The 21441-nt window shown below is 59.5% G+C and carries 18 protein-coding genes and 1 tRNA gene; 4 read left to right on the forward strand and 15 right to left on the reverse strand.

Features of this window, described 5'->3' with window-relative positions:
- Window positions 1–21: 21 nt before the first annotated feature.
- From PSTU_RS0119825 to PSTU_RS0119835, 3 genes are all read right to left on the reverse strand, one after another.
- Complete coding sequence (locus PSTU_RS0119825; RefSeq protein WP_019342767.1) at window positions 22–1383, reverse strand: chromosome segregation ATPase; 1362 nt, start codon at window positions 1381–1383, stop codon at window positions 22–24.
- 187 nt (window positions 1384–1570) lie between these two features.
- Complete coding sequence (locus PSTU_RS0119830) at window positions 1571–2011, reverse strand: nuclear transport factor 2 family protein (protein ID WP_019342768.1); 441 nt, start codon at window positions 2009–2011, stop codon at window positions 1571–1573.
- 65 nt (window positions 2012–2076) lie between these two features.
- The gene (locus PSTU_RS0119835; RefSeq protein ID WP_019342769.1) at window positions 2077–4107 is read right to left on the reverse strand and encodes an NADPH-dependent 2,4-dienoyl-CoA reductase; all 2031 of its coding nucleotides are present in this window, start codon (window positions 4105–4107) and stop codon (window positions 2077–2079) included.
- Window positions 4108–4325: 218 nt separating this feature from the next.
- On the opposite strand from PSTU_RS0119835, the gene PSTU_RS0119840 reads away from it, so the two are divergent.
- Window positions 4326–5336: a carbon-nitrogen hydrolase gene (locus PSTU_RS0119840; RefSeq protein ID WP_019342770.1), complete on the forward strand. Its 1011-nt coding sequence runs from the start codon at window positions 4326–4328 to the stop codon at window positions 5334–5336.
- Window positions 5333–6370 carry an AraC family transcriptional regulator gene (locus tag PSTU_RS0119845; RefSeq protein ID WP_029404895.1) on the forward strand — a complete coding sequence of 346 codons (1038 nt, stop codon included), beginning with the start codon at window positions 5333–5335 and terminating at the stop codon, window positions 6368–6370. Before PSTU_RS0119840 ends, PSTU_RS0119845 begins: the two co-directional genes overlap by 4 nt.
- Window positions 6371–6648: 278 nt before the next feature.
- On the opposite strand, the gene PSTU_RS21040 is transcribed toward PSTU_RS0119845, so the two are convergent.
- The 4 genes from PSTU_RS21040 to PSTU_RS0119870 form a co-directional block, all read right to left on the reverse strand.
- Window positions 6649–6807 carry a DUF2474 domain-containing protein gene (locus PSTU_RS21040; RefSeq protein WP_019342772.1) on the reverse strand — a complete coding sequence of 53 codons (159 nt, stop codon included), beginning with the start codon at window positions 6805–6807 and terminating at the stop codon, window positions 6649–6651.
- Window positions 6808–6830: 23 nt separating this feature from the next.
- Window positions 6831–7838, reverse strand: a complete 1008-nt coding sequence (cydB, locus tag PSTU_RS0119860; RefSeq protein WP_019342773.1) for a cytochrome d ubiquinol oxidase subunit II — start codon at window positions 7836–7838, stop codon at window positions 6831–6833.
- A gap of 3 nt (window positions 7839–7841) precedes the next feature.
- Entirely contained in the window at window positions 7842–9281 is a 1440-nt protein-coding gene (locus PSTU_RS0119865; protein WP_019342774.1) for a cytochrome ubiquinol oxidase subunit I, read from the reverse strand.
- Between the two features lie 605 nt (window positions 9282–9886).
- A tRNA-Asp gene (locus PSTU_RS0119870) sits at window positions 9887–9963 on the reverse strand.
- Between the two features lie 341 nt (window positions 9964–10304).
- Here PSTU_RS0119870 and PSTU_RS0119875 point away from each other — a divergent pair.
- Together PSTU_RS0119875 and gspD are read left to right on the forward strand one after the other, a co-directional pair.
- Complete coding sequence (locus PSTU_RS0119875; RefSeq protein ID WP_019342775.1) at window positions 10305–10943, forward strand: type II secretion system protein N; 639 nt, start codon at window positions 10305–10307, stop codon at window positions 10941–10943.
- Window positions 10944–10946: 3 nt separating this feature from the next.
- The gene (gspD, locus tag PSTU_RS0119880) at window positions 10947–13217 is read left to right on the forward strand and encodes a type II secretion system secretin GspD (RefSeq protein ID WP_019342776.1); all 2271 of its coding nucleotides are present in this window, start codon (window positions 10947–10949) and stop codon (window positions 13215–13217) included.
- Window positions 13218–13312: 95 nt separating this feature from the next.
- Here gspD and PSTU_RS0119885 read toward each other — a convergent pair whose 3' ends face one another.
- The 8 genes from PSTU_RS0119885 to truA all read right to left on the reverse strand — a co-directional run bounded on the left by PSTU_RS0119885 (window position 13313) and on the right by truA (window position 21415).
- Window positions 13313–14524, reverse strand: coding sequence for an O-succinylhomoserine sulfhydrylase (locus PSTU_RS0119885; RefSeq protein ID WP_019342777.1), 1212 nt, complete (start codon window positions 14522–14524; stop codon window positions 13313–13315).
- A 45-nt stretch (window positions 14525–14569) separates the two neighbouring features.
- Window positions 14570–16075 carry an amidophosphoribosyltransferase gene (gene purF / locus PSTU_RS0119890; protein ID WP_019342778.1) on the reverse strand — a complete coding sequence of 502 codons (1506 nt, stop codon included), beginning with the start codon at window positions 16073–16075 and terminating at the stop codon, window positions 14570–14572.
- Between the two features lie 84 nt (window positions 16076–16159).
- Window positions 16160–16672, reverse strand: coding sequence for a CvpA family protein (locus PSTU_RS0119895; protein ID WP_019342779.1), 513 nt, complete (start codon window positions 16670–16672; stop codon window positions 16160–16162).
- Between the two features lie 116 nt (window positions 16673–16788).
- Window positions 16789–17418, reverse strand: a complete 630-nt coding sequence (locus PSTU_RS0119900) for an SPOR domain-containing protein (protein ID WP_019342780.1) — start codon at window positions 17416–17418, stop codon at window positions 16789–16791.
- On the reverse strand, window positions 17402–18706 hold the full coding sequence (folC, locus tag PSTU_RS0119905) for a bifunctional tetrahydrofolate synthase/dihydrofolate synthase (protein ID WP_019342781.1): 1305 nt from the start codon (window positions 18704–18706) through the stop codon (window positions 17402–17404). Before folC ends, PSTU_RS0119900 begins: the two co-directional genes overlap by 17 nt.
- The gene (gene accD, locus PSTU_RS0119910) at window positions 18703–19596 is read right to left on the reverse strand and encodes an acetyl-CoA carboxylase, carboxyltransferase subunit beta (protein ID WP_019342782.1); all 894 of its coding nucleotides are present in this window, start codon (window positions 19594–19596) and stop codon (window positions 18703–18705) included. Before accD ends, folC begins: the two co-directional genes overlap by 4 nt.
- A 217-nt stretch (window positions 19597–19813) precedes the next feature.
- The gene (locus tag PSTU_RS0119915; protein WP_019342783.1) at window positions 19814–20437 is read right to left on the reverse strand and encodes a phosphoribosylanthranilate isomerase; all 624 of its coding nucleotides are present in this window, start codon (window positions 20435–20437) and stop codon (window positions 19814–19816) included.
- A 111-nt stretch (window positions 20438–20548) separates the two neighbouring features.
- Window positions 20549–21415 (reverse strand): tRNA pseudouridine(38-40) synthase TruA, encoded by an 867-nt coding sequence (gene truA / locus PSTU_RS0119920; RefSeq protein ID WP_019342784.1) that lies wholly within the window; start codon window positions 21413–21415, stop codon window positions 20549–20551.
- Window positions 21416–21441: the final 26 nt, after the last annotated feature.

Consider the following 21441-nt stretch of genomic DNA (forward strand, 5'->3'; position numbering starts at 1 on the left):
AAGAGATGATGGGAGCCCTTGTCAGCTACCGGTGCGCAATCGATCCTGAGACCGGTGCCTGGCACAACAATTGGACTCGCCGATGACGAAGCGCGCAGGCGAATCGACCTTGTCCAATGGCATGTTGCAGCGTTCGCCAGTCGAGAGGCTGGCTACGCAGGTAGGCTGCTGGTAGTGCTGAACCCACTTGCCGTACTGCTCTTCGGAGACCGCGCATTTGGCCGCGGCATAGGCCAGCGGATTTTCCTGATAGCGCGCCATGTCCTGAAGCGCGATGGTCAGGTGTCCGGCTCCGGGATGATACGCCATGAATATCACGCCGAGCCGCGACAGCCGTTCGAGCACTCGGCCTCCCGCCTGCTCGGTCAGCACGCCAACCTGCTTGTGCAGCGCTTCGATCTCTTCTTGCAGCTGCGCATCCAGTTCGTTGCGATATGCCAGCTCGACGTCGCGGATAGCAACCTGCTCCTTATATTCAGCCACCGCTGCAGTGACCTGAGCCTGCACCTCAGTGCTGAGACGCGCCCGTGCGGCGTCGGCTTCGTCACGGCTGTTCTGTTCAAGCGCGCGCAATTGCTGGCTCATCTCTTCACGGGTTTTCTGGAAGCCCTCGGCCTGCTCTGCGAGCTGGGCGCGAAGCGTCACTGTCTGCTGCTGATGTTCAAGCAGCTCACCACGCAACCGGGTGATTTCAGCTTGCAGCGTTGCCTGTTGTTGAGCGGCCAGGTCCCGCAGTTTGGCGATGTCGGCCTCTCGCAATTGTTCCAGGCTGGCAATGCGCAAGCGCTGCTGCTTGATCAACTGCGCAGCCTTGAGTCGTTGTTCCTTTTCAAGCTGCTCGGCACGGCGAGTGGCAACCTGCTTAGCCGCGTCCGGCGCGTACCAGGTGTCTTCGGCCACCATTTGCAGACGCTCGGCGGGCACGGTCTGCGGTGCCTCATCTTCCACCAGCAGCCCCAGATGGTTACGCTTGATGCGGTCACGCAACATGACGAAGTGATTCTTACCGGGCGTCAGATCCGGATCCCACAAGTGCATCTGGTGCCAGGACACCGGGCACTGACTGCGACAGGCCAGGCGAATCGGCCCGGCGCCGAGATCCGGCCCGCGCCCGGTGCGTTCGGCGAGGCTGCGCAACGGAATATTCCAGCCACTGTCGGCCGATCCGTCCTCATTGAAATCGAGATAGAAGAACACCGCCGCGCGAATCTGCAGCCGGGCGTTGACCAGCACATACGCGACCCGCATCTGCTGATCGGCAAACTCCAGCATGCTCACCACCCCATCGAGCATGGCTTCGAACTCGGGGTAGAGCATTTCCTTGCAGACGCCGCCATCATTGAAGAACAGTACGGCCTCGACCGTCTGCGGTTTGATCTGCATGCTCGGCTTCCTCAACAACTGATACGGCCCGCGGGAATCCGCGCCGCGGGTACGTGACGCCCGCTAGCCCATGGTTGGCGCAAAGTGTAGGGGAAAAAGCGAAACCGGCAATGTGACTGGGTTGGCAGCGCCTTCGGCACCAGGATGGGCTGCCGAAGCGCTACCGATAAACTGTGAACGGGTCGGATTAAGCCGGCCGGCCGTTCAATGCTGCGAGCTGAGGTGCCAGGCGCCGGCCCATCTCCTCACCGAGCGCCTGCAGCCCGCTCATCGGCCGGATCATCACTTCAAAGTCGGTGATCAGCCCGCTCTCATCGAAGCGAATCATGTCGATACCCTTGAGCTGCCGATCACCGACGCGAGCGCTGAACTCCAGCACGACGTCCATGCCATCGGCGCTCGCCAACTCGCGGTGGTAAGCAAAATCTTCGAACACCGTCACCACGGTGTTCAGGATCAGATTCACCGCTGCCGCGCTCTCGTAGGGCACGAACGCCATCGGCGAGCGAAACACCGCCTGCGGATGCAACAGATCCGGTAGCCGGCCCAGGTCACCGGCTGCAATCATCTGATGCCAGCGCTTCAAGGTTTCGCTGGCGGCCGGTTGTAGTGCAATGGATGTACTCACGTCGTCGCTCCTATACGAAACGGCCTCCGCCAAACAGGCTATGCGAGAGGCGGGGCTTGTCTGGATCAGACTTCAGCGGCTAGCCGCGAACCTTGGTTAATGGCGCGCTTGGCATCGAGCTCTGCAGCGATGTCAGCGCCGCCGATCAGATGAACCTGGCGTCCGGCAGCCTCGAGTTCGGCCTGCAATTCGCGCAACGGGTCCTGGCCGGCGCAAACAATGACCGTATCAACCGGAAGCACCTGCGGCTCACCATCGGCCACACGGATATGCAGGCCTTTATCGTCGACCGCCAGGTATTCCACGGCGCTGATCATCTGCACATGCTTGTTCTTCAGCCCCGTGCGGTGAATCCAGCCGGTTGTCTTGCCCAGGCCATTGCCAACCTTGGATTTTTTGCGCTGCAGCAGATAGACCTGCCGCGCCGGTGCGTGGGGCTCCGGCTGAACGCCCGCCACCCCACCGCGCGCTTCCAGTGCGAGGTCGATGCCCCACTCGCGCCAAAACGCCTCTCTGTCGAGACTGGTCGAGAGACCGTCGTGGGTGATGAATTCCGACACATCGAAGCCGATCCCGCCGGCGCCGATGACGGCCACGTGCTTGCCTACCGGTTTGCGTTGCAGGATCGCGTCGATGTAGCTGATCACCATCGGATGATCGATACCTGGGATGTCGGGTGTGCGCGGCGCAATACCGGTCGCCAGGATGATTTCATCGAAGCTGCTAGCCAGCAGGTCAGCCGCGCTGACGCGCGTGTTCAGACGTACGTCGACGCCGGTGTTCTGCAGCTTGCTCTCGAAGTAGCGCAGAGTTTCGAAGAACTCTTCCTTGCCCGGCACAAGCTTGGCGATATTGAACTGACCACCAATCTCACTCGAGGAGTCGAACAGCGTCACCTGATGGCCGCGCTCGGCCGCTACGGTAGCAGCCGCCAGGCCGGCCGGGCCCGCACCCACAACTGCGATCTTCTTGATCGTGGTGGTGGGAATGTAATTCAGCTCGGTTTCGTAACATGCCCGAGGGTTGACCAAGCAGGTGGTCAGCTTGCCGCTGAACGTGTGGTCCAGGCACGCCTGGTTACAGCCGATGCAGGTGTTGATGGTGTCGCTGCGGTCCGCAGCTGCCTTGTTGACGAAATCCGGATCGGCGAGGAACGGGCGAGCCATGGAAACCATGTCCGCATCGCCTTCTGCAAGGACCTGTTCCGCGACTTCCGGCGTGTTGATGCGGTTTGTCGTTACCAGCGGAATGCCAACCTGGCCGCGCAATTTCGCTGTCACCTTGGTAAAGGCCGCGCGCGGCACCTTGGTGGCAATTGTTGGAATGCGGGCTTCGTGCCAGCCAATACCGGTATTGATCAAGGTGGCACCGGCTTGCTCGATGGCCTTGGCCAGCGTCACTACCTCATCCCAGGTGCTGCCGCCCTCCATCAAATCAAGCATCGACAGGCGATAGATGATGATGAACTCGGCGCCAACCGCCTCACGCACGCGCCGCACGATTTCAACCGGAAGACGCATACGGTTTTCGTAGCTGCCGCCCCAACGATCGGTACGGTGGTTGGTGTGGGCCACCAGGAACTGGTTGATGAAGTAGCCTTCCGACCCCATGATTTCGACGCCGTCATAGCCGGCCTTTTGCGCCAGACTTGAGCAATTGACGAAGTCACGTATCTGCTTCTCGATGCCCTCTTCGTCCAGCTCACGAGGGGTAAAGGGATTGATCGGCGCCTGGATGGCGCTCGGGCCGACCAGCTGAGGGCTGTAGGCGTAACGACCGGCGTGAAGAATCTGCATGCAGATTTTGCCACCTGCCTCATGCACCGCCTGAGTGACCACTTTGTGCTCCTGCGCTTCCTCAAGCGTCGACAACTTGGCTGCTCCGGCGCGTACCGAACCTTCTTCGTTCGGCCCGACCCCACCGGTAACGATCAGGCCTACGCCGCCACGTGCCCGCTCAGCGAAGAAGGCGGCCATGCGCTCAAACCCATTGGGCATCTCCTCCAGGCCGGTGTGCATCGAGCCCATCAACGTGCGGTTGCGCAGCGTGGTAAAACCCAGGTCCAGCGGAGCCAGCAGGTGCGGAAAAGCGGTCATGTTCATTCCTCGATCAGGCGGCACGGCGGGTGCCAGAAATACTTCGGTGGGATCGCCACGCCTCTCGCGGGCGCAGTCGCAATGCGGTGAAGATAAACAGCACCCGTCGCACGCTCAATGACCGAAAGTCACAACTATCTGACTCAAACGCGCAAAACGCTTGGCAAGCGGCACACGGATGCCTAGTCTTTTGTGCGACATCCCTGGCTTTGGTACCCATGCGCACCCATAGCAAATTGCTCGGCGTCGCCGTTCTCGCTCTCGCAGCGCTCGTCATCTACCTCGACTGGACGCGTGACCGACGCAGTGGCCCGCTGCTTTCCGATCTTCGGCTCCTGCCGATCGAGAGCCAGGGCCAGCCGGGCGAGACCGGCAACCTCCTCGGGATCGAAACCCGATTGCTGCCGGCCGATTATCAGAGCCGCGAGCGATTGCGCTTGAAGTTCGCCACCTACCTGGACCAGGCGCAGGAAGCCGGTCTGCTGAACCCTCGAACTATCGTCGTACTGCCTGAGCATGTCGGCACGGGCTTGTTCGCCCTCGGCGAGAAGCCGGAAGTCCAGCAGGCACGCACCCTGCGCGACGCCATGCAATGGATGGCCCTAAGTAACCCCTGGGACTACTTGCGCGCGTTGCTGAATAACGAAGGGGACGATCGCCGTACCGAGGCGGTTCTCAAGATCAAGGCGCACGAGATGGCTCGCGACTATCAGGACATTTTCGGAGACCTGGCTGAGGCGTACGGTGTGACGCTCGTCGCCGGCTCGATCGTCCTGCCCGAACCCTATATCAAGGAAGGTCGGCTGCAGGTCGGATCGGGACCACTTCGGCAGGTCAGCCTCAGTTTTACGCCAGACGGCAATCTCTTAGGCCCGCTGCAGTACAAGCAGAACCTGAGTCGCTATGAACGCCGTTACAGCCAAGCGCCCAAGAACCACACGCCATCGGCGCTCCAGACACCGGCTGGGTGGTTGGTCGTGCTGCTCGGCTGCGACGGCTATACACGACACTTTGCCGAAGACGCCGAGCTGCTGGCCATACCGGGTGCGCGTGACGACCCGCTGGAGACTTGCGGCGCGAATGTGGGCACAACCACAGAACTGGCGCGAGTTGACGTCCATACACTCGGGTTGCCCTGGAATCTCGTGGGTTCGCCTCGCAGGCCGACACGGCACCTTCATGGCGAGCCGGTGCGATTGAATAATTTGTGGTTGCCGAATCGGCCATGAACCGTCAAAGGGTCCGGCTCGGTGATCTCTCGGTCGGCTTCGTGCACAGCCTGGTCAGTGCCTTGCAGGAAAAGCACATCGACCCCCAGCCGCTGCTGGATGCGTACGGTCTCGACCATGCGCGGCTGTCGGAGCCACGGGCGCGCCTGTCGATTCCTCGCTACATGCGCCTGGGTCATGCCGCCATGCAGCTGACGGGAGACCCTGGGCTTGGGGTTGAAATGGGGCGATTACGCAAGGCCGGCCACCTCGGCCTCGTCGGCGTGACCTCGGCCCAAGCACCGACGGTGCGCGAAGCCGCACGTGCGCTGATTCGCTACGAGCCGCTTTATGCGAGCAACTACCGAGGCGCGTCAGGATTTCACGAAGATGCAACCGGAGCCTGGCTCCGGTTCTACTCGATCAGCCCGTACAACAACTACAACCGGTTCGTAGTCGATACGGTATTGGCCAGTTGGGTTACGCAACTGGGTGCTATCGCGGGCCAGCCGTTGATCCCGGTTGCGGTACAGATCGAATTTCAGCGCCCCGACTACGCCATGCGCTACGAAACGTTCTTTGGGCGATCAGTCGAGTTTGGTGCTGAGCACAATCAACTGCGTCTGGATCAGGCGACGCTGGCGCTGCGCAACCCGGAACACTGCCCAGGCACATGGCGTCAGCTTCTCGAACTCTGCGAGGCGGAACTGGAGATCCGCACCCGCACCCGCAGCATCCGCGAGCGCGTGGCTCAGCTGCTCGGGCCGATGCTCAAGGGCCAGGAGCCCGATCTCCAGCAGATCGCAGGGCGGCTGCAGTTACCGTCATGGACACTGCGTCGGAAGCTGGATGAAGAAGGCACCAGTTACCGCGCTATTCTCAACGACACCCGCCGCGATCTCGCAATGGCCTACATCCGGGACACCGATTCGGCGTTCGGCGAGATCGCCTGGTTACTCGGATTTTCTTCAGCGGAAGCCTTTCAGCGCGCATTCAAGCGCTGGAGCGGGCAGACGCCAGGTGAGTATCGGCGAGCACAGCGACGCGCCGAGTGATCTGTCAAAGCTCGAAGGCGTCGTCAGCAGGCTCCGGCCCGTCCTGCTCCGATGCGTGCCATTCGAGTATTTCGTCTTGATAGTCATCCATAGAAGCGATCCTCTTCTCAGGTTTTGCCTAGCTCTGCTTTTCAAAGCCCATGCCAGCGAAACTAACCTGCGCGCATGACCGAAAGATGAAGCAGCTCACAGCGCGGATGACTATTAAATAGCCTGAGCGGCCCGCAGCGACAACGCGCCATATCGCCGCAGACAGCGCACAGGCTCTCGCTCAGCGATCATGGCGGCGTCAGCCCCGCTGCGGTCATCGCCTGGCGCAGCAGCCAGGCCACCACCCCAAGGGCAAGAACGCTCGCTGACCAGATCAGAACCAACCAGGTCATGCGCTTCCACAGCGGCTTAGGCCGGGCTGCACTGCTTTCGTGCTTGTTTTGCATCTATCGCTCCGTGACGGCCCGTTTCAGTGATAGCCATCGTCTGCACTGACCTTGCCGCGGAACACGTAATAGCTCCAGGCGGTGTACATGAGGATCAGCGGGATGATCAGCAGCGCTCCGACCAAGGTGAAGCCCTGGCTCTGCGGCGGAGCGGCGGCGTCCCAGATACTGATCGATGGCGGAATGATGTTTGGCCAGAGGCTGATTCCGAGTCCGCTGTAACCTAGGAAGATCAGCGCCAGGGTAAACAGGAACGGCGAATAGTGAGCGTAACGCTTGATCGAGCGAAGCAGCCCGAAGGTACACACAAGCACCAGAATCGGTACCGGCAGGAACAGGATCAGATTCGGCATGCTGAACCAGCGCTCAGCGATATCCGGATGGGTCAGCGGCGTCCAGATACTGACAATACCGGTCACGGCCAGCACCGCCCAGACCAGCGGAATGCCGATGTCATGCATGCGTTTCTGCAGGTCACCGGCGGTTTTCATGATCAACCAGGTGCAACCCAGCAAGGCATACGCCGCGATCAGGGCCAGGCCGCAGAACACCGAGAACGGCGTCAGCCAGTCCAGCGGGCCACCCGCATAAGCGCGATCGGCCACGGGGAAGCCATGGATGAAGGCGCCAAGTGCGACCCCCTGGAAGAAGGTTGCGGCCAGCGAGCCACCAACGAAAGCCTTGTCCCAGATATGCTGACGAGACGCGCCGGCCTTGAAGCGAAACTCGAACGCCACACCGCGGAAAATCAGCCCCATCAGCATGAAGATGATCGGTAGATAGAGCGCAGATAACACGACCGAGTAAGCCAGCGGGAACGCGGCGAACAGCCCTGCCCCGCCCAACACCAGCCAGGTCTCGTTGCCATCCCAGATGGGCGCCACGGTGTTCATCGCAACATCGCGTTCGGACGTATCGGCCAGAAGCGGAAAGAGGATGCCAATACCCAGATCGAACCCATCCATCACAACGTACATCATGATGCCGAAGATGATGATGACGGCCCAGATCAGCGAAAGATCAATACCCATAACTCAGTTCCTCTCGCCAAGTTTGTCGCCATGATCGTGCGGTATCGCCTCGTCGGCAGCGGACAACGGCCGCATCGGCGTCCGCTTCTCTCCAGGCCCACCGGCGCCCTTCTCATCTCCTTCATTGATGATTGGGCCCTTGCCAATCAGGCGCAGGACATAGACGAACCCGATGCCGAACACCGCGAAGTAGATCAACACGAACATCGCCAAGGTCAGCCCCAGTTGCCCGGCGCCATGATTGGAAACCGCATCGGCTGTGCGCATGATCCCGTACACAACCCACGGTTGCCGTCCGACCTCGGTGGTAAACCAACCGGCGAGGATCGCCAGAAGCCCCGAAGGCCCCATCAGCAAGGCCAGACGCAGGAAAGGTCTGGAATGGAAAAGCCTGCCTCCGCGACGCAGCCACAGGCTCCAGAAACCGGTGAGAATCATCAGCAGCCCCAGCGCGACCATGATCCGAAACGTCCAGAAGACGATGGTTGAGTTAGGACGATCCTCCTTTGGGAAATCCTTCAGCGCAGGGATCTGCTCGGTCAGGCTGTGCTTGAGAATCAGACTGCCCAGATAGGGAATTTCGACCTTGTAGCGGGTTTCCTCACGCTCCATGTCCGGCCAGCCGAACAGCAATAACGGCGTCGGCTCACCCGAGCTATTATCCCAGTGGCCTTCCATCGCCGCGATCTTGGCCGGCTGGTATTCAAGCGTGTTGAGGCCGTGAAAGTCACCGACCACCGCCTGGATCGGCGCAACGATCAACGCCATCCACATCGCCATGGAGAGCATCTTGCGCACCGCGGGGTTATCGTTGCCGCGCAGCAAGTGCCAGGCCGCGGAGGCACCCACCATGAATGCAGTCGCGAGGAAGGCGGCAATTGCCATGTGGGTGAGGCGGTACGGAAACGAGGGATTGAAAATAATGGCAAACCAATCCACCGGGACGACGATGCCGTCGATGATCTCGTGGCCTTGCGGTGTGTGCATCCAGCTGTTGGATGCCAGAATCCAGAAGGTCGAGATCAGAGTGCCGACCGCCACCATCAGCGTTGAAAAGAAATGCAGCCCGGCGCCGACTCGATTCCAGCCAAACAGCATGACGCCAAGGAAACCGGCCTCAAGGAAGAAGGCTGTTAGTACTTCGTAGGCCAGCAAAGGCCCCGTGACGCTTCCAGCGAACTCGGAATAGGCGCTCCAGTTAGTTCCGAACTGGTAGGCCATGACGATCCCCGAGACCACCCCCATACCGAAGTTGACAGCAAATATCTTCAGCCAGAAATGGTAGAGATCCCGATAAACCTGACGCTTGGTTTTCAGCCACAACCCTTCCAGCACCGCCAGGAAACTCGCCAACCCGATGGTGATCGCCGGGAAGATAATGTGGAAGGAAATCGTGAAAGCAAACTGGATCCGCGCGAGTTCAAGCGCTTCCAAACCGAACATTAACCACCCCTCGTCAGTACGCCATCAGCCCCTGGCTTGTTAGTCACAGCACGCTTTACTGACAGCATTTAACCGCAAGGGTGCGCCAAGTACCCCGCTACCGGTTGACGCAGGTCAAGGTAAAACACCCAGAGATGTGAAAACGCCTCCTCGGCGTTGGGCGTTTTGTTGTCCAGCTGCGGTCATCAGCCGCGGCGGGATGCGTTTGAAAACGGCTGCCTCACTGTGAATCGGCGAGACCAGGCGTGTGGTTCAACCTCGAAAGTACAACCTTCGATTCAATTCCTGGCGAGCGTCGTAAGGCCTCGACTCGAGGGGACGACCTGATCGGGAGCAGCGGAATCAGCTCGAGGCTTGACCGAGCGCCTTGACCAGATTGTTTTGAGATCAACGAGGTATGCGGCTCAGAGCGTGAGCGAACCGCAAAATTGATAACTCGTCAGTCCGATTGCCGGTCATCGCAGCAATCGCTTGAGCCAGACGCAGAGACCTGCCTGAGCTAGATGGACCGGAAAGGAGAAGAGCCGCTAGAACGGCAAGCTAGAAACGAAAAAAGCGGCCAAGAGGCCGCTTTTCGCGTGGCTTCCGCAGATGGGAAGCAAATATGGCGCAGCGGACGGGACTCGAACCCGCGACCCCCGGCGTGACAGGCCGGTATTCTAACCGACTGAACTACCGCTGCGCGTCGGCCGGACTTTCGTCCGATTCGCAAGACTTCTACGCTCAACCGTTGTGACTAGTGGCTGATCGCCCTGCGAGGCGCGCAATTTACGCATCAGCCCTGATCAAGTCAACACCGTGTCGCGATTATTTAAGAAAATAAACGGCGTATTGCAATCGCTCGGCTGATTGGCCGGTCATCGGGCACCTTTTGCCTGAAAAACAGTCAGTTGCACTGGCATACTCAAGTGCTTCTTTGTCATGGTCCGGGTCTACACTGCCAGTCAAGCCCGCTGCGCCCGCTAATACGGTCCGAGCTTGCGGTCTCGATCATCAATCACTCGGTTTCACGGAGCGCCTAGCTTGGCTTCCCCCGCAGCACTGCAGAGAGTTCGTCAATATGCGCCTCTGATCATCAGCGCAGTTATCGTCGTGCTATTCGGCCTGTATCTGGCCGGCCAGATCATGGCCTGGCTCCAGCTGAGCCAAACGCCAGCTACCGCAATGTCGGACAAGAGCCAGCCCACCGGAGCCGCACCTGACCTTGAGCGAATGGAACGGTTATTTGGATCCCCGGCCTCGAGCGGTCAAAGCTATATGCCCGGCGAATCGAGTTCTGATCTAACCTTGCTGGGCAGCTTCGTTCATGCTGACCCGGCTCGGTCGACCGCAATCATCCAGCTGAGCAGCCAACCGCCACAGCTTTATCGAGTCGACCAGGAAATAGAACAGGGGGTGCGCCTCTACAGCGTTCACCCAGACAGGGTTGAGATAAAGCGTGGCGGCCGTATCGAAAGCCTGCAATTTCCAACCGTTCGCTCTCCCACAGCCGCGATCGATAGCCTGCCTGACTACAGTAGTGAACCAACGGAGATGGAAGCACTCGACCCGCAAGCGGAGATGCTTCAGCAGCAGATGGAAGCACTCCGGCAACAAATGGAAGGGGCTCCAAGCCCACCAGAAACCATGCCCTCCGACGAACAGACCACGGAAGACAACTGACCGATGCTGCCATTTTCCTCCCGTCCGCTCATTATTCTGCTCGCCGCCGGCCTGCTCGCCGCCCCACTGCCGCTGTATGCAGCCGACCCCGGAATCGAGCCGAGCGAGACCCAGCAGGACGGCTGGACGATCAACCTCAAGGACGCAGACATACGTGCCTTCGTTGACCAGATCAGTCAACTGACCGGACAGACGTTCATTGTCGACCCTCGCGTAAAGGGACAGGTGAGTGTCGTGTCGTCGACAACACTGTCGCTGGACGAGGTCTATCAGTTGTTCCTGTCGGTCATGGCAACCCACGGTTACAGCGTACTCACACAGGGTGAGGTCGCGAGAATCGTGCCGAACGCCGAGGCCAAGTCCGAGGCTGGTGGCGGGCCGACCGGTGGAGACCTGCTAGAGACCAGGGTTATTCAGGTCCAGCACACATCGGCCACCGAATTGATTCCACTGATCCGCCCGCTGGTTCCGCAATATGGGCATCTCGCGGCCGTCAGCTCTGCCAACGCACTGATCATCAGTGACCGCAGCGCCAACATTGCACGCATCGAAGACCTGGTGCGGCAGCTCGACCAAGCCCAGAACGATGATTACGCGGTAGTGAATCTGCAATACGGCTGGGCCGTCGACATCGCTGAGGTCCTGCGTAATACCTTGGCACGTGGCGAAGCCAAGGACACGGCCGGTGCGCAGATCATTGCCGATTCACGCACCAACCGCCTGATTTTCACCGGACCGGAACTGGCGCGCCAGAAGCTCGCCAGCCTGGCCAAGACACTCGACACTCCCAACACCCGCTCAGCCAATACTCGGGTGATTCGCTTGCGCCACAATGACGCCAAGTCTCTGGCCGAGACACTCGGCGACATTTCCGAAGGGCTTGCCGAACCAACAGACGGCGAGGTTCAGGGAGGACGTAACCAGAACATACTCATCCGCGCGGACGAGAGCCTCAACGCTTTGGTCATGCTGGCCGAACCCGAGTTGATCTCGACGCTCGAATCAATCGTGCGCCAACTCGATGTGCCCCGAGCGCAGGTGATGGTGGAAGCCGCGATCGTCGAAGTGTCCGGCGATATCACCGACGCGCTCGGCGTGCAGTGGGCCGTGGATGCGCGCGGCGGCACGGGTGGCGTAGGCGGCGTCAGTTTTGGTAATACCGGTCTTTCCATCGGCAGCGTGCTCAGCGCCATCAACGACGATAAGATCCCCACTAATTTGCCCGACGGCGCCATCATCGGTGTGGGTACCCGTAGCTTCGGTGCACTGATCACCGCACTGTCTGCCAACAGCAAGAGCAACCTGCTCTCCACCCCAAGCCTGCTGACGCTGGACAATCAGGAAGCGGAGATTCTGGTAGGCCAGAACGTGCCGTTCCAGACCGGCACTTACACCACGGATGCTTCCGGCGCGAACAACCCATTTACCACCATCGAGCGAGAGGATATCGGCGTCACACTCAAGGTGGTTCCGCATATCAACGAGGGCGCCACGCTGCGCCTGGAGATCGAGCAGGAGATTTCCTCGATTGCGCCGTCCGCCAGCCTCTCGGCGCAGGCCGTGGATCTGGTCACCAACAAACGGTCGATCAAGAGCACCATCCTCGCCGAAGACGGCCAAGTCATCGTGCTCGGCGGATTGATTCAGGACGACGTAACCCGAACCGACTCCAAGGTGCCGCTACTCGGCGACATTCCATTTCTGGGTGCATTGTTCCGCTCGACCCAGGAAAGTCATATCAAACGCAACCTGATGGTGTTTCTGCGCCCAACGGTGATTCGCGACCGTGCCGGCCTGGCAGCGCTTTCCGGCAAGAAATACAGCGATATTCGGGTCATCGAAGCCAACCCAGGCAGTCCAAGCATCCTGCCAGCCACTCCCGAAGGACTGTTCGATGGTCAGGGACAGCCGGCACCGGCGATCGACCTGCGCTCCAACGAGCCCAGCCAACGCAGCCGCATGCCTTCTACCCCGGCAACGCAACGCGCGCCACAAAGCTTCACTCCACAACCGCAGCCGCCGGTTCAGGCGCCCATTCGCTCAGGCTGGGCAGTGCAACTGGCGAGCCTGCAAAACGGAGACAGTGCGCAGGCGCTGATGAGCAAGCTCCGCGAGGAAGGATTCGACGCCTACCTTCGCGTCGCCGGTCGCACGCACCGGGTGTTCGTGGGCCCGATAGACAGTCGGCAGGAAGCCAAGCGAATTCGCGATGAACTGGAAATCGAACAGCGGCTCGACGGTTTTGTGGTGAATTTCGAGCCGACGATGAATTGAAGACCTGAACCTCTGCACTGAGGCTCAAGTTGGCGCACGAACCCTAAACAAAGAACCCCGCTAAAAAGCGGGGGTCCTTTAACTGCCGTCTCGATCTAGAGCGCTGCCAATCCTCTTGCCAGATCGGCTTGTAAGTCGGCCACGTCCTCAAGCCCAACAGCGAGCCGGATCAAGCTATCCCGAATCCCGGCTTTGGCCCGGTCTTCGGCGGACAACCGTCCATGGGTGGTGGATCCAGGATGGGTGATGGTGGTTTTGCTGTCGCCCAGGTTTGCCGTGATTGAGATCAGACAGGTGGCATCGATGAAACGCCAGGCGCCCTCCTTGCCCCCAGCCACCTCAAAACTCAGCACCGCGCCGAAGTCTTTCTGCTGACGCTTTGCCAGTTCATGTTGTGGGTGGCTTGGCAAACCCGCGTAGTAGACCTTGTCGACGCCCGGCTGTTGCTCCAGCCACTCCGCCAGTACCCGTGCACTGGCGCAATGGGCCTGCATCCGCAGGCGCAGCGTCTCCAGCCCCTTCAGAAACACCCAAGCGTTAAACGGGCTCAGCGTGGGTCCGGCGGTGCGCAGAAAGCCCACCACTTCCTTCATCAGCTCGGCACGACCAGCAACCACACCGCCCAGGCAACGGCCCTGGCCATCGATGTATTTCGTGGCGGAATGAATGACGATGTCCGCGCCAAGAGCCAAAGGCTGCTGCAGAACCGGCGTGCAGAAGCAATTGTCCACAGCGAGCATGGCACCCTTGCTGTGACACAGTGTTGCCAGCTCGGCAATATCCACCAACTCAGCCAACGGATTGGATGGCGACTCGACGAAGACCAGCTTGGTGTTGGGCTTGAACGCCGGCGCCCAGGCTGCAAGATCGGTAAGCGGTACGTAATCGACCTGGAGTCCGAAACGTTTGAGGTATTTCTCGAACAACGAAACCGTCGCGCCGAAAACGCTACGCGACACCAGCACGTGGTCGCCGGCAGAACACAAGCTCATCACCATGGCGAGAATCGCGGACATCCCTGATGCAGTCGCTACGGCCTGCTCAGCACCCTCCATCGCGGCAATGCGTTCTTCGAACGCTCGCACTGTGGGGTTGGTATAGCGTGAATAGACATTACCCGGAACCTCACCGGCAAAACGCGATGCAGCGTCAGCGGCACTTCGAAACACATAGCTGGAGGTAAAGAACAGCGCCTCGCCATGCTCTCCTTCCGGCGAGCGACGCTGGCCCGCCCGAACAGCCAGCGTATCCATCTTTGCACCATACAAATCGCTGTCCAGCCGGCCTGCGTCCCAGTCGGTTGTCATAGTCGTTTCCACCTTGGACCAAGGCGGCAAAGGCCGCCGGTTCGATCAGTTGTTATACAGGTCGATAATGGCGCTGCCGGCGACGCCCTTGCTTTTGCTCAGGTCGTTGCGGGCCTGTTCGATCTTGTGCAGATAGACATCATCGATGTCACCCGTCACATACTTGCCGTCAAACACTGCGCAATCGAAGTTCTCTATCTTTACCTTACCGCCACCTACCGCATCGATCAGGTCAGGTAGATCCTGATAGATCAGCCAATCGGCACCTATCAGCTCCGCGACCTCTTCAGTACTGCGATTGTGCGCGATGAGCTCGTGCGCGCTGGGCATGTCGATGCCGTAAACGTTTGGATAGCGAACAGCCGGTGCTGCAGAACAAAAATAGACGTTTTTCGCGCCGGCTTCGCGGGCCATCTGGATGATTTGCTTGCAGGTAGTACCGCGGACAATCGAGTCATCCACGAGCATGACGTTCTTGCCGCGGAATTCTAGGTCGATGGCATTGAGCTTCTGCCGCACCGATTTCTTGCGCGCTGCCTGACCGGGCATGATGAAGGTCCGGCCAATGTAGCGGTTCTTGACGAAGCCTTCGCGAAACTTCACACCCAGCCGATTGGCCAGCTCCAAGGCAGCCGTGCGGCTGGTGTCGGGAATCGGGATGACGACATCGATATCGTGCTCGGGGCGCTCGCGAAGGATTTTGTCAGCCAGCTTCTCGCCCATGCGCAGGCGCGCCTTGTATACCGAAACGCCATCCATCAGCGAGTCCGAACGCGCCAGATAGACATGTTCGAAGATGCAGGGCGCATAGTGCGGGTTCGGCGCGCACTGGCGGGTGTGCAACTTGCCATCTGCGGTGATGTAGACAGCTTCACCTGGGGCGAGATCGCGGATCAGTGAAAAGCCCAGCACGTCCAGCGCAACGCTTTCAGACGCGATCATGTACTCCACGCCCTGATCGGTGTGCCGCTGCCCAAACACGATTGGACGGATTGCATGCGGATCGCGGAAGCCAACGATGCCATAGCCGGTCACCATCGCGACCACTGCATAACCGCCTACACAACGCTCGTGCACCTTGGCCACCGCAGCGAAGACATCCTCCTCGGTGGGCTGCAACTTGCCTCGCACTGCCAGCTCATGAGCAAAAACGTTGAGCAGTACTTCCGAGTCGGAATTGGTGTTCACATGGCGCAGGTCGGACTCGTAGATTTCCTTGGTCAACTGGTCGACGTTAGTCAGGTTGCCGTTATGCGCGAGCGTGATGCCATAAGGGGAGTTCACATAAAAAGGTTGCGCCTCCGCCGAGCTCGAACTGCCCGCGGTGGGATAACGCACATGACCGATCCCCATGTTGCCTACCAGCCGCTGCATGTGACGCTGCTGGAATACGTCCCGAACCAGCCCGTTGTCCTTGCGCAGGAACAGCTTGCCGCTGTCACTGGTCACGATTCCAGCGGCGTCCTGCCCGCGATGTTGCAGTACGGTAAGCGCGTCATACAACGCCTGATTGACGTTCGACTTACCGACAATGCCGACAATGCCACACATGCAAGGAACCTCTCAGTTGTTACAGGCTGATCCGGACATAGCACAGGCTTCAGCCTGGACACGTCCTTCTAATGATTGCTCGTCTTAGCTTGAAGCATCCAGCGAGCCGGCTACCCACTGACTTCCAAACCCGAGAATCAGGTTCTTCGACCAGTCGGCAACCAACAGAAAATGAGGCAGCAGGGTCGACTCTCGCCACCAGGGATCCTGCTGGACAGGAGCAAGGCTGAGCAGGCCAACCAACACCACGACCAACAGCCCCCCTCGGGCAGCACCGAATACCATGCCGAGGAAACGGTCGGTACCGGAAAGGCCGGTAACCCGCACCAGTTCCCCGATCAAAAAGTTGGCCAGCGCGCCGACCAGCAAGGTCAGGACGAACAGAATGACGCATGCTGCGATGACCTGGAAGGAAGGTGTGCTGATGAACTCAGAGAGGTGATGCGAAAGCGCTCCACCGAACATCCAGGCGACGACACCCGCGATGATCCAGGTGAGCAGAGAAAGTGCTTCTTTGACGAAACCACGTTTCAAACTGATCAGGCTGGAAATGACCACAATGGCGATAAACGCCCAATCGACCCAGGTGAATGTCACAGGGTTTCCTGCAAAGGAGAAAGGCGACGTATTTTAGCAGAGCGCCCGCCAGGGAGTAAGCACCGCAAAAGCGCCCTCCCGACTGGCGTTTAAACGAGGTGGATTGCCTTTGGAAATCAGCCTTGCTCCGGCTTGAAACGTACGACGAATCCATCGAGTTTCTGCTGTCGCTGCAATTGATCGCGCAGGCGGTTGGCCTCCGCCCGCTCGACCAACGGCCCGACAAATACCCGATTCATCCCGTCGGCAGTGCGTATATAGGCGTTATAGCCTTGGGACCGCAGTGTTTTCTGGAGCTTGTCGGCGTTCTCTCGACTGGAGAGGCTGGCCAGTTGCACGGACCAGCTGACCGGAAGATTAGCCGCATCCAGTCGCTGCTCTTCAGCCGTCGCCGGCTTGGCTGGCGGGGCCGCGGTGATTGCCGGTACAGGTGTTTCCGGAGCAGGCTCTGCCTCAGGGGGGGCGGAACTGATCGGGTCAGAGAGACGACTGGAATCGGCCGCCGGCTCTTCTTCTATAATCTCGTACTCTTCAGGGAGCGCGCTGACCTCTGGCTCAGGCACCTCTACAGGCTGTGTTTCAATAACCGGTGTAGCGGGCGCTTCTGGCATTGCCGGCGCATCAACGACGACCTGCTGGCCGGCATCATCACGGTTGAAAAGCATCGGCACGAATATCACTGCTAGCGCAACAAGCACCAACGCGCCAACGATACGCTGCAACAATCCTCTATCCACCAAAAGCATGCCCTCCACTCGATGCGTGCCGGTCAAGCCAGGCCAGCGCTTCAGCCACGCAGTAAAAAGATCCAAATACAACTATCTCGTCACCCTTGCGCGCGTGCTCACACTGCCGCTGGAGCGCTTCGGATATTCCAGGATAGATAGTGACGGCCGCGCCCCGGTCCATCAATGCCGAACTCAGCTCGCCTGCCGTTCGCGAACGAGGGGTAGGCAACGGCGCAACCGCCCAGGCATCGAAAACGCCTTCCAGCGCATTGACCACGCCGAAAAGATCTTTATCAGCCAAAAGACCGAAAACTGCGAGGCGGCGACCGGATATCGATTCCTGAAGCAGTTGACCGGCCAGGAAGGCAGCTGCGTGGGGGTTATGCCCGACATCCAGCATTATCGTCAGCTCAACGCCGCGCCAGCAGACGCTGCGCCGATCCAGGCGACCGGTAACGCGGGTGTCTTGTAGCGCCTCGACGAGTTGTTCCGGGTGCCATGAGGACTCGAGCAATGCAAACGCTTGCAGCGCTAACGCTGCGTTATCCAGTGGCAGGTTGAGCATCGGTAGATCGAGCAACTCTCGGCTAAGCCCTTTGGCGTCTTTACCGCGCCAATGCCAACAGCCGGCCTCCTTGCTCAGATCGAAATCACGCCCACGGATCAGCAGTGGCACAGCGGACCGGGCTGCGCTTTCCAGCATTGATGCTGGCGGATCGGCGTCGCCGCATACAGCGGGCTTTGCGGGGCGAAATATCCCGGCCTTTTCAAATGCCACGCTTTCGCGGGTCGTTCCAAGCCATTCGGCATGATCCAGACCGATATTGGTCAGCACCGCCACGTCGGCATCAACGAGGTTTACCGCATCGAGACGCCCGCCTAACCCGACTTCCAGAACCACAGCATCAAGCGCTTCGCGCTCGAAAAGCCACAAAGCGGCCAGCGTGCCCATTTCAAAGTAGGTAAGGGAAACAGAGCCGCGTGCCTGCTCCACAGCCTCGAATGCTTCGCATAAGGCCTCATCTGTCGCATCGGCATGGTTGAGACGAACCCGCTCGTTGTAGCGCAACAGATGCGGTGAACTGTAAACACCCACCGTCTTGCCCTGTCCCGCCAGCATTCGAGCAATAAACGCACATGTCGAACCCTTGCCATTGGTACCGGTAACGGTAACAACCTGGCGAGCCGGACGCGTGAGCCCGAGCCTCGCAGCGACTTCGCGGGACCGTTCGAGCCCCATATCAATGGCTACAGGATGCAGCTGCTCCAAGTACTCGAGCCAGTCCTTCAGGCTCCGCCGGGTCATGCGTCGGCCGTAACCAAAGCGGGTTCGCCCGGGGTAGGCAACTGCTGAAGCTGGGCCAGAAGACGCGATAGACGAGCTCGCAGTTCGGAGCGTGGAACGATCAAGTCGATCGCGCCATGATCAAGTAGGAACTCACTACGCTGGAAGCCTTCTGGCAGCTTCTCACGCACTGTCTGCTCAATCACGCGCGGACCGGCAAAGCCAATCAGCGCCTTAGGTTCGGCAACGATCACGTCGCCCAACATGGCGAGACTTGCCGATACACCACCATAAACCGGGTCGGTGAGGACGGAGATGAATGGCAACCCCTCCTCGCGCATACGAGCCAGGACTGCTGAAGTCTTGGCCATCTGCATCAGCGAAATCAGCGCCTCTTGCATACGCGCGCCGCCGGATGCGGCAAAGCAGACCAGAGGACAGCGTTGTTCAAGCGCGGCGTTCGCGGCACGCACAAAGCGCTCTCCTACGATTGCCCCCATGGAACCGCCCATGAACGAAAACTCGAATGCGCAAGCCACTACCGGCATTTGCATCAAGGTTCCGCTCATTGCGATAAGGGCATCCTTTTCCCCTGTTTGCTTCTGCGCAGCGGAGAGGCGGTCCTTGTATTTTTTACTATCCCGGAATTTCAGTCGGTCGACTGGTTCGAGCTCCGCAGCGAGCTCTTCGCGGCCGTCCTTATCGAGGAATATATCCAGCCGCGTCCGCGCGTCGATCCGCATGTGATGCTGACACTTAGGGCAGACATCCAGGGTTTTCTCCAGCTCCGGCCGATAGAGCACCGCTTCACACGACGGACACTTGTGCCACAGCCCTTCGGGCACTGAGCTTTTCTGCGTTTCCGAGCGCATGATCGAGGGGATCAGCTTATCTACCAGCCAGTTGCTCATGCTTTTATTCTCCACAGCTTGTCAGACCCGCGCGTAGCGACTGCACGCACCGGAAATATTCATGTTTGCGACCGGTCTCCAATCGGAGCTCACTGCGTCGCGTAGGCGATAACCATAGGGCTCTGTCACCGAAACCTGCCCCATCTAACAATGACAATGCATCATTGATGGCAACAATCCAGCGAATGGTAACTGGACGGCAAGCAATCTCGGTTCGTCACATCGACGACCTTACCAACCGAACAAACTCCTTCACACTCGTGGCATCTTTGACACCCTTGCTACGCTCCACTCCCCCGCTTACATCCACGGCGAACGGCCGCACCTCGGCGACGGCCTGCCGTACGTTCTGGCAGGTCAGTCCACCGGCAAGTATTAGAGGCTTGGGGAGGTCAGTCGGTATCAGCGACCAATCGAAAACCTTCCCTGTGCCACCATGAACGCCGGTAACGAAGGTGTCGAGTAAAATGGCGCTGGCTCCAGCGTAGCGTGCGGCCTGCTGTCGAACGTCCTCGCCTGTCTGAACTCGGAGCGCTTTGTACCAAGGCCGACCGAAACCTTCGCAGTCGGCAGGAGTTTCATCACCGTGAAACTGCAACATATCCAGCTGTACGGCATCGAGCGTTTCGCTGATCTCGCTACGCGATGCGTTGACGAACAAGCCGACGGTTGTGACGAAGGGTGGCAGGGCAGCAACTATCTCACGCGCCTGCTGAACATTCACAGCCCGCGGGCTGCTGGCATAGAACACCAGACCTATCGCATCCGCTCCAGCTTCCGCGGCGATAAGCGCGTCTTCGACGCTGGTGATTCCACAGATCTTGCTACGAACGATAGGCAACGGCAGGCACCTGCGATAGAAGACCTCGGATGGTAACAAAAGCGCCGGAGGCTGCAACCTGCATCATCCAACCTGCACCGCCCAAAGCCCGTTTAACGTGGCCCTTTTACTTCAGCGCAGTGCGCGCACATCCGGCAGCCCAGACAGGAAGTGCGGCCCCAGAAAGCGTTCAGGTAACTGGAACTGTTCAGGATAATCTACCTGAACGAGATACAACCCGTAGGGATGAGCTGTCACCCCACCGGTCCGCCTTACCCGCGAATCCAGTACAGCCTGCGCCCATGCCACGGGCTGTTCGCCAGCGCCGATTGTCATGAGCACGCCGGCAAAATTACGCACCATATGATGCAAAAAGGCGTTGGCGCGGACGTCGATAACGATAAGCCTGCCGTGCTCAAGCAACTCAAAGTGATGAATCGTCTTGATCGGCGATTTTGCCTGACATTGACGTGCTCGGAAGGCACTAAAGTCATGGGTTCCGACGAACGCTTTAGCCGCCTCACGCATGCGTGCGATGTCCAGCGGTCGGTGATTCCAGGTAACCTCTTCCGCAAGATGCGCGGGCCGGATGTGGTCGTTGTAGATCACGTATCGATAACGGCGAGCCATAGCGCTGAAACGTGCATCGAAGCTACGCGGCATCTCCTTTGCCCAGGTCACGCTTATATCACTGGGTAGGTTCTGGTTCGCGCCCATGACCCAGGCGTGCATAGAACGCTTCACCGACGTGTCGAAATGCACAACCTGCGCGCACGCATGAACGAGCGCATCGGTTCGCCCGGCACAGCTCAATGCCACCGGGTGACCGCCCGCCACCTTGCTCAAAGCGTTTTCCAACGAAAGCTGAATGGACGGCACGCCATCACGCTGTCGTTGGAAGCCACGATACCGGGCACCCTTGTATTCAACCCCGAGGGCTATCCTAAAAACGTCAGCGGCAGCCGAAGGGGCTGCCGCAGGGCTTACTGCATCAATCATGGTCAGGCTAGTTTAGCGAGCATTTC

Source organism: Stutzerimonas stutzeri SDM-LAC (assembly GCF_000235745.1).
Classification (GTDB): Bacteria; Pseudomonadota; Gammaproteobacteria; order Pseudomonadales; family Pseudomonadaceae; genus Stutzerimonas; species Stutzerimonas stutzeri_H.

Bases quoted from the DNA above. Each gene is read 5' to 3' on its own strand.
- PSTU_RS0119825 (WP_019342767.1), bottom strand. From the start codon at position 1,383: ATGCAGATCAAACCGCAGACGGTCGAGGCCGTACTGTTCTTCAATGAT.
- PSTU_RS0119835 (WP_019342769.1), bottom strand. From the start codon at position 4,107: ATGACCGCTTTTCCGCACCTGCTGGCTCCGCTGGACCTGGGTTTTACC.
- PSTU_RS0119840 (WP_019342770.1), top strand. From the start codon at position 4,326: ATGCGCACCCATAGCAAATTGCTCGGCGTCGCCGTTCTCGCTCTCGCA.
- PSTU_RS0119845 (WP_029404895.1), top strand. From the start codon at position 5,333: ATGAACCGTCAAAGGGTCCGGCTCGGTGATCTCTCGGTCGGCTTCGTG.
- PSTU_RS21040 (WP_019342772.1), bottom strand. From the start codon at position 6,807: ATGCAAAACAAGCACGAAAGCAGTGCAGCCCGGCCTAAGCCGCTGTGG.
- cydB (WP_019342773.1), bottom strand. From the start codon at position 7,838: ATGGGTATTGATCTTTCGCTGATCTGGGCCGTCATCATCATCTTCGGC.
- PSTU_RS0119865 (WP_019342774.1), bottom strand. From the start codon at position 9,281: ATGTTCGGTTTGGAAGCGCTTGAACTCGCGCGGATCCAGTTTGCTTTC.
- gspD (WP_019342776.1), top strand. From the start codon at position 10,947: ATGCTGCCATTTTCCTCCCGTCCGCTCATTATTCTGCTCGCCGCCGGC.
- PSTU_RS0119885 (WP_019342777.1), bottom strand. From the start codon at position 14,524: ATGACAACCGACTGGGACGCAGGCCGGCTGGACAGCGATTTGTATGGT.
- purF (WP_019342778.1), bottom strand. From the start codon at position 16,075: ATGTGTGGCATTGTCGGCATTGTCGGTAAGTCGAACGTCAATCAGGCG.
- PSTU_RS0119900 (WP_019342780.1), bottom strand. From the start codon at position 17,418: ATGCTTTTGGTGGATAGAGGATTGTTGCAGCGTATCGTTGGCGCGTTG.
- folC (WP_019342781.1), bottom strand. From the start codon at position 18,706: ATGACCCGGCGGAGCCTGAAGGACTGGCTCGAGTACTTGGAGCAGCTG.
- accD (WP_019342782.1), bottom strand. From the start codon at position 19,596: ATGAGCAACTGGCTGGTAGATAAGCTGATCCCCTCGATCATGCGCTCG.
- truA (WP_019342784.1), bottom strand. From the start codon at position 21,415: ATGATTGATGCAGTAAGCCCTGCGGCAGCCCCTTCGGCTGCCGCTGAC.